This window comes from Ramlibacter sp. bp-362, assembly GCF_054956735.1.
On sequence record NZ_JBUDXE010000032.1, the window covers coordinates 1 to 6,944 of the forward strand.

5 protein-coding genes are annotated in these 6,944 nt (G+C 71.0%); 4 read left to right on the forward strand and 1 reads right to left on the reverse strand.

Going from position 1 to position 6,944, the window contains the following annotated elements; all coding sequences use genetic code 11:
• Positions 1 to 158: 158 nt before the first annotated feature.
• Positions 159 to 3,308, reverse strand: a complete 3,150-nt coding sequence (locus ACY0MJ_RS22205; protein ID WP_462640740.1) for an Rne/Rng family ribonuclease — start codon at positions 3,306 to 3,308, stop codon at positions 159 to 161.
• A gap of 509 nt (positions 3,309 to 3,817) precedes the next feature.
• Between ACY0MJ_RS22205 and ACY0MJ_RS22210 the strand changes: the two genes are divergently transcribed.
• The 4 genes from ACY0MJ_RS22210 to ACY0MJ_RS22225 are packed head-to-tail and all read left to right on the forward strand — an operon-like array spanning position 3,818 to position 6,847.
• Positions 3,818 to 4,840, forward strand: coding sequence for an RluA family pseudouridine synthase (locus tag ACY0MJ_RS22210; protein WP_462640744.1), 1,023 nt, complete (start codon positions 3,818 to 3,820; stop codon positions 4,838 to 4,840).
• The gene (locus ACY0MJ_RS22215) at positions 4,797 to 5,465 is read left to right on the forward strand and encodes an HAD family hydrolase (RefSeq protein ID WP_462640741.1); all 669 of its coding nucleotides are present in this window, start codon (positions 4,797 to 4,799) and stop codon (positions 5,463 to 5,465) included. Before ACY0MJ_RS22210 ends, ACY0MJ_RS22215 begins: the two co-directional genes overlap by 44 nt.
• Positions 5,462 to 5,833: a Rieske (2Fe-2S) protein gene (locus ACY0MJ_RS22220; RefSeq protein ID WP_462640742.1), complete on the forward strand. Its 372-nt coding sequence runs from the start codon at positions 5,462 to 5,464 to the stop codon at positions 5,831 to 5,833. The genes ACY0MJ_RS22215 and ACY0MJ_RS22220 overlap by 4 nt, the downstream gene beginning before the upstream one ends.
• Before the next feature lie 12 nt (positions 5,834 to 5,845).
• On the forward strand, positions 5,846 to 6,847 hold the full coding sequence (locus ACY0MJ_RS22225; protein WP_462640743.1) for a S49 family peptidase: 1,002 nt from the start codon (positions 5,846 to 5,848) through the stop codon (positions 6,845 to 6,847).
• The last annotated feature ends 97 nt before the right edge of the window (positions 6,848 to 6,944 follow it).

Genomic DNA, 6,944 nt, shown 5'->3' on the forward strand with positions numbered 1-6,944 from the left:
CCCTACGAATGCCCTCTTTCCTTTCGGTTGGCGGTGCTCCCACTCACCGCCAGCCTACGGGAACGGCGGCATTCGTAGGCTGGCGGTGAGCGCAGCGAACCCCAGCGACCCATGAAAAAGGGCGCCCGAAGGCGCCCTTTCCATTGGCGAACCGCCGCTCAGAACGGCAACTGCAGGTTCCGCAAATCCCGCTTGGTCTCCACCAGCACCAGCGGGCCCTCGTCCGCCACCACCACCGGCGGGCGCTCGCGCGGCACGTGGACCGGCTTGGGCTCGGCGGCCATGGCGGCGCGGGCGGCGGCGATCTTGTCGGCGTCGGACATTACCCACTGCAGGCCGGAGCCCTGGGCCACGTTCATCAGCTCGTCCACCGGCAGCTGGAACGCCTGGACCTTGGGCACGCCGGACGACGCCTGCACGGGCGCGGCGGCGGCCGGCTCGGGCTGGCGCTGTTCGCCGGTGGCGTGGTGCTCCTGCGGCAGCGGCGCGCGGCCGGCGAACACTTCCATCTCGGCGGGCGAGACCTCGGCGCCCGTGGCGACCACGGCGTCGGCGGCGCGTTCGCCCCGCTCGCCCCGTTCGCCGCGATCACCCCGCTGGCGGTCGCGGCCATAGCGGTCGCGCGAGCGGCGGTCACGCCGGCCCTCGACCTGCTCGCCCTCGGGGCGGCGGTCGTCGAAGTGCGTGTGCGACTCCAGCACCGGGTCCGCGGCGGGCGGCACTTGCGCCTCGCCCGACTCGGTCACCGCGCCGACGGAGCCGGCCGCACCGGCCAGGGCGTCCGCTTCGACCTCGGCCGGGGCGCCTTCGCGCGGGCCACCGTCGCCGCGGCGCTCGCCGCGCTCGCGCCGGCCATCGCGGCGGTCGCCGCGCTCACCACGCTCGCCCCGTTCACCGCGCGGCGCACGGTCCTCCTGCTGCTCGCCGCCGGTTTCCGGCGCGGGCACGATGCCTTCCGGCATGCCGCCGCGCGCTTCCAGCAGTTCGCGCTCCTCGCGCGCCTGGCGCTCGGACTCGCGGCGCTGGCGCGCCTCGAAGCGCTCGCGGCTTTCGCGCGGCTCGCGATCGTCGCGGGTTTCCCGGCCCTCGCGCGGCTCGCGGCCTTCGCGGGCCTCGCGCGGTTCGCGGCTTTCGCGCGCTTCCCGCGGTTCCCGTTGCTCGCGGCCTTCCCGGGCTTCCCGCGGCTCGCGTTGCTCGCGGCCCTCGCGCTGCTCACGCGTGCCGCGCTGGTCGCGGCCTTCGCCACGACCGCCGCGCTCCCCGCGCTCGCGCCGGCCCTCGCCGCGACCTTGCCCGTCGCGTTGCTGGCCTTCCGGCCGCTGGCCGGCGCCCTCGGCGCCTTCGGCCGCCACGCGCTCGCGGCGCGGCTCGCCATCCCGGCGGCCCTCGCCGCGGCGGTCCCGGCCCCCGCGCTCACCGCGCTCGCCGCGGCCATCCCGGCGGCCGCCACGTTCGCCGCGCTCGCCCCGGCCATCGCCGCGGCCTTCGCGCTTTTCTTCCTTGCGCTGCTCGCGCACCGGCGCCGGCGCCACGGGCGCCGGTTCGGCGGCCGGCGCGAGGCCGAAGGCGGTCTTGAGCCAGGAGAAGAAGCCCTTCTCGGCCGGCTGGTGCACGGCAGGCGGCGCCGTGCGGGCCGGCGCGGGCGCGGGCTGGGCCTTGGCCACGGGCTCGGGCGCCGGCGGGCGCGGCACCGGCATCGGCGCCGGCGCGTCGGGCAGCACGCCCTTGATCACCGGCTCCTGCCGGTTCGCGCGCTCGTGCGAGCGGCGCGTCACCGTCGTCGGGTCCTCGATCTCGTCGGCCATGTGGTAGCTGGCCTTCAGGTTGTCGAGGCGGGGGTCGTCGTGCTTCAGGCGCTCGAGCCGGTAGTTGGGCGTCTCGAGCGTCTTGTTCGGCACCATCAGCACGTTGATGCGCTGCTTCAGCTCGATCTTGGCGATCTCGGTGCGCTTCTCGTTCAGCAGGAAGGAAGCCACCTCCACCGGCACCTGCACGTGCACGGCGGCCGTGCCGTCCTTGAGCGACTCTTCCTGGATGATGCGCAGGATCTGCAGCGCCGAGCTTTCCGTGTCGCGGATGTGGCCGTGGCCGCCGCAGCGCGGGCAGGGGATGGACGCGCCTTCGGACAGCGCCGGGCGCAGGCGCTGGCGGCTCATCTCCATCAGGCCGAACTTGCTGATCGAGCCGAACTGCACGCGGGCGCGGTCCTGCCGCAGCGCGTCGCGCAGGCGGTTCTCCACCTCGCGGCGGTTCTTCGACTCCTCCATGTCGATGAAGTCGATGACGATCAGGCCGCCCAGGTCGCGCAGGCGCATCTGGCGCGCCACCTCGTCGGCGGCCTCCAGGTTGGTGCGGGTGGCCGTTTCCTCGATGTCGCCGCCCTTGATGGCGCGGGCCGAGTTCACGTCGATGGACACCAGGGCTTCGGTGTGGTCGATCACGATCACGCCGCCCGAGGGCAGCTTCACCTCGCGGGCGTAGGCCGACTCGATCTGGTGCTCGATCTGGAAGCGGCTGAACAGCGGCGAATCGTCGCGGTAGCGCTTCACGCGCTGCGCGTGCTCCGGCATCACGTGCGCCATGAACTGGTGCGCCTGCTCGTAGATGTCGTCGGTGTCGATCAGGATGTCGCCGATGTCGTGGTTGAAGTAGTCACGGATCGCGCGGATGACGAGGCTGGATTCCTGGTAGATCAGGAAGGCGCCCTTGCTGCCCTTGGCGGCGCCCTCGATGGCGCTCCACAGCTTCAGCAGGTAGTTCAGGTCCCACTGGAGCTCCGGCGCGCTGCGGCCGATGCCGGCCGTGCGGGCGATGATGGACATGCCGCTGGGGTACTCCAGCTGGTCCATGTTCTCCTTGAGCTCCTGCCGGTCCTCGCCCTCGATGCGGCGCGACACGCCGCCGCCGCGCGGGTTGTTGGGCATGAGCACCACGTAGCGCCCGGCCAGCGAGATGAAGGTGGTGAGGGCGGCGCCCTTGTTGCCGCGCTCTTCCTTCTCCACCTGCACCAGCAGTTCCTGGCCTTCCTTGATCGCCTCGTTGATGCGCGCCTGCGAGACCGAGACGCCCTGGGCGAAGTACTGCCGGGAGATTTCCTTGAACGGCAGGAAGCCGTGGCGGTCCTCGCCGTAGTCGACGAAGCAGGCCTCGAGCGAGGGCTCGACCCGCGTGACGACCGCCTTGTAGATGTTGCCCTTGCGCTGTTCGCGCCCTTCGATCTCGATTTCGTAGTCGAGCAGTTTCTGCCCGTCCACGATCGCCAGCCGGCGTTCCTCCGCCTGGGTGGCGTTGATCAGCATCCGCTTCATGAGCGTCTTCCTTGTCCTTGAACCTTCAACGCGCCCCGGGGGGCGCGAACTTCGTTGCCGGACGGACGCTTCGAAACGGAATGGAATTGCCGGAGTGCGGACGGGCCTGCCCGAGCTGTCTAGCTCAGGAGGCGTCGCAAAGGCACAGGGATGGGGGCGAGCGGGCGACGGCGCCGCACCGCAAGGGCTGCGGCGGGCGTGGCCCCGACAAGGCGCCAGGGCGGCTGCATGGCGGGCGCCGGCAGCAGCCAGCGCCAGAAAGCCAGGAGCAGAACCATCAGCACCGTTGTCTCGCTTTGATCCGTCCGCCAGCCGCTCGTGGCTGCCGGACCTTGTATTCCGTATCAGTGTTTCGAAGAGCCGGCCCGTGCCGTCAACGTGCGCGCCACGCAGGGCGGATGGCCCGGAGTCTGCGCCGCACGATGCCGGTGGCATCGACCTGCCAGGGGGCCTGCATGGTGGGGTGGACTAAACTGCCAGCCAAATCAACCACTTACGGCGCGACCCTGGTGAAACGGATTATAGGGGGCGACCCGCCTCCCGCAAGGGGCGCGGTCCAATTTCTGACAGTCGGGGAAGAATCGGCGGGCCAGCGCCTCGACAATTTCCTGATCCGCACCCTCAAGGGGGTGCCCAAGACGCACGTCTACCGGATCATCCGCTCGGGCGAGGTCCGGGTGAACAAGGGCCGGGCCTCGGCCGACGCGCGGGTGGAGACCGGCGATGTCGTGCGGCTGCCGCCCGTGCGGGTGGCCGAAAAGGCGGTGGACAAGCCGGCGCCGGCCCGCGAGTTTCCCGTGCTGTTCGAGGACGAGCACCTGCTGGCCGTCGACAAGCCCGCCGGCGTCGCGGTCCATGGCGGCAGCGGGGTGAGCTTCGGCGTCATCGAGCAGCTGCGCCAGGCGCGGCCGGCGGCGAAGTTCCTGGAACTCGTGCACCGGCTGGACCGCGAAACCTCCGGCATCCTGCTGGTGGCCAAGCGCCGCTCGGCGCTCACGAAGCTGCAGGACCAGTTTCGCGACCGAGAAACCGGCAAGACCTACCTCGCCCTGGCGCTGGGCGCCTGGCCCGCGAACAAGAAGGTGATCGACCAGCCCCTGCACAAATACCTGCAGGCCGACGGCGAACGCCGCGTGCGCATCGTCGCCAGGGACGACCCGGACGGCATGCGTTCCATCACCCTCGTCAAGGTCGCCGAATCACTCCCTCTCCCGCTCGCGGGAGAGGGCAGGGGTGAGGGCTCTCTCCTCGAAGTCACCATCAAGACCGGCCGCACCCACCAGATCCGCGTCCACCTCGCCTCCGCCGGCCACCCCATCGCCGGCGATGACAAGTACGGCGACTTCGAGGTGAACAAGGCCCTGCACAAGCAGGGCCTCAAGCGCATGTTCCTCCATGCCTGGCGGTTACAGTTCGACCACCCGGCCAGCGGCGAGCGCCTCACCCTGCAGGCGCCGCTGCCGGCCGAATTGCAGAAATTCCTGGACCATGCCCGCGTTGCGCCCCCGCCAGTTCGACCTGATCGCCTTTGACTGGGACGGCACGCTGTTCGACTCCACGAAGATCATCGTGCGCTGCATCCAGGGCGCGGTGGCCGACGTGGGCGGCGCCGTTCCCGGCGACCGCGAAGCCGCCTACGTGATCGGCATGGGCCTCATGGACGCGCTGGCCTGCGCCGCGCCCGACGTCCCGCGCGAACGCTACGCCGAACTCGGCGCCGCCTACCGCCGCCACTACCTGCAGCACCAGGACGACCTGAGCCTGTTCGAGGGCGTGCTGCCCATGCTGGCGGAACTGCGCGCGCGCCACCACTGGCTTGCCGTGGCCACCGGCAAGTCGCGCCGCGGCCTCGACGAAGTGCTGCGGACGGTGCAGCTGGCGGGCGTCTTCGACGGCTCGCGCACGGCCGACGAGACCGCCGGCAAGCCCGACCCGCGCATGCTCCACGAGCTGATGCGCGAATTCGGCACCGAGCCCGAACGCACGCTGATGATCGGGGACACCACGCACGACCTGCAGATGGCGCTCAACGCCGGCTGCCCCAGCGTCGCCGTGAGCTACGGGGCGCACACGCAGGAAGGCTTCGAGGCGCTGCAGCCGCGCGCCGTCGTGCATTCGGTCGGCGAACTGCACGCCTGGCTGCGGGAGAACGCGTGAGCGAAGGGGAGCGGATTGCCCTCTGCAACTCCGCCGACCTGGTCGATGGCGGCCTGGCCGTGCCCTTCGACGTGGTCTACGCCGGCCAGACCTGCCGCGCCTTCGCCGTGCGCTGGCAGGGGCGCGTGCACGCCTACCTGAATCGCTGCACGCACGTCGCGATGGAGCTGGACTGGCAGCCGAACCGCGTCTTCGACGACAGCGGCCAGTGGCTCCTGTGCAGCACGCACGGCGCCGCCTACCGGCCCGACACCGGCGCCTGCGCGGGCGGGCCCTGCCGCGGCGGCCTGGTGCGCATCGAATTGAGCGAAGGGGAGGGCGTGGTGCACTGGCATACTGCCTGGAACCTGCAACCCGTGGCCTTCTGAGGCCCGCATCCCATGAACGAGAACCTGCCGCCGGAATCCCCGGCCGAACGACCCGCGCCCGCGCCCGCGGCCCCAGTGCGCGACCAGGCGCCCGGCTGGGAGCGCGGCACCCTGGAGCGCCTGCTGTTCGCGACGCTGCAGGAGCAGAAGGCGGCGCGGCGCTGGCGCGCCTTCGTGCGCCTCGCCTGGCTCGCCTTCTTCATCTTCCTGTTCTGGTCCTTCACCTGGAAGGGTTCGGCGCCCACGGACAAGATGACGCCGCACACCGCGGTGATCGAGATCGACGGCGAGATCGGGCCCAAGAGCGAGGCCAGCGCCGAATTCGTGGTCGCCGCGGCGAAGGCCGCCTTCGAGGACCAGGGCGCCCAGGGCGTCGTGCTGCTGATCAACTCGCCGGGCGGCAGCCCGGTGCAGGCCGGCATCATCAACGACGAACTGAAGCGGCTGAAGGCCAAGTACAAGAAGCCGCTGTACGCGGTGGTCGAGGAGTCCTGCGCCTCCGCCGCGTACTACATCGCGGTGTCGGCCGACCGCATCTTCGTCGACAAGGCCAGCATCGTCGGCAGCATCGGCGTGCTGATGGAGGGCTTCGGCTTCGTCGGCCTGATGGACAAGCTGGGGATCGAGCGGCGCCTGCTCACGGCGGGCGAGAACAAGGGCTTCCTGGACCCGTTCAGCCCGCAGACCGAGCGGCACCGCGAGCACGCGCAGGAGATGCTGAACCAGGTGCACCAGCAGTTCATCGCCGTCGTGAAGGCCGGCCGCGGCAAGCGGCTGCACGAGACGCCGGAGCTGTTCAGCGGCCTGTTCTGGACCGGCCAGCAGGCGGTGGAACTGGGGCTGGCCGACCAGCTGGGCAACCTCGATTACGTGGCGCGCGAGGTGATCAAGGCCGAGGAACTGGTGGACTACACCCGCCGCGAGAACGTCGCCGAGAAGCTGGCCAAGCGCTTCGGCGCGGCGGTCGGCGAAGGGGCGGTGAAGGCGATGCGGGCGGTGCCGGGGCTGCGCTGATCCTTCCGTCATCCCCGCGCAGGCGCACTGCTGTCCGGAAACCCTTCGGGTCACCGAAATAACCCCGGCTGAAGCGCGTCGTGGATCGCCTGTCGGT

What these genes read in the sequence shown, in the direction of transcription:
- ACY0MJ_RS22205 (WP_462640740.1), bottom strand. Translation starts at nt 3,308, where the DNA reads ATGAAGCGGATGCTGATCAACGCCACCCAGGCGGAGGAACGCCGGCTG.
- ACY0MJ_RS22215 (WP_462640741.1), top strand. Translation starts at nt 4,797, where the DNA reads ATGCCCGCGTTGCGCCCCCGCCAGTTCGACCTGATCGCCTTTGACTGG.
- ACY0MJ_RS22225 (WP_462640743.1), top strand. Translation starts at nt 5,846, where the DNA reads ATGAACGAGAACCTGCCGCCGGAATCCCCGGCCGAACGACCCGCGCCC.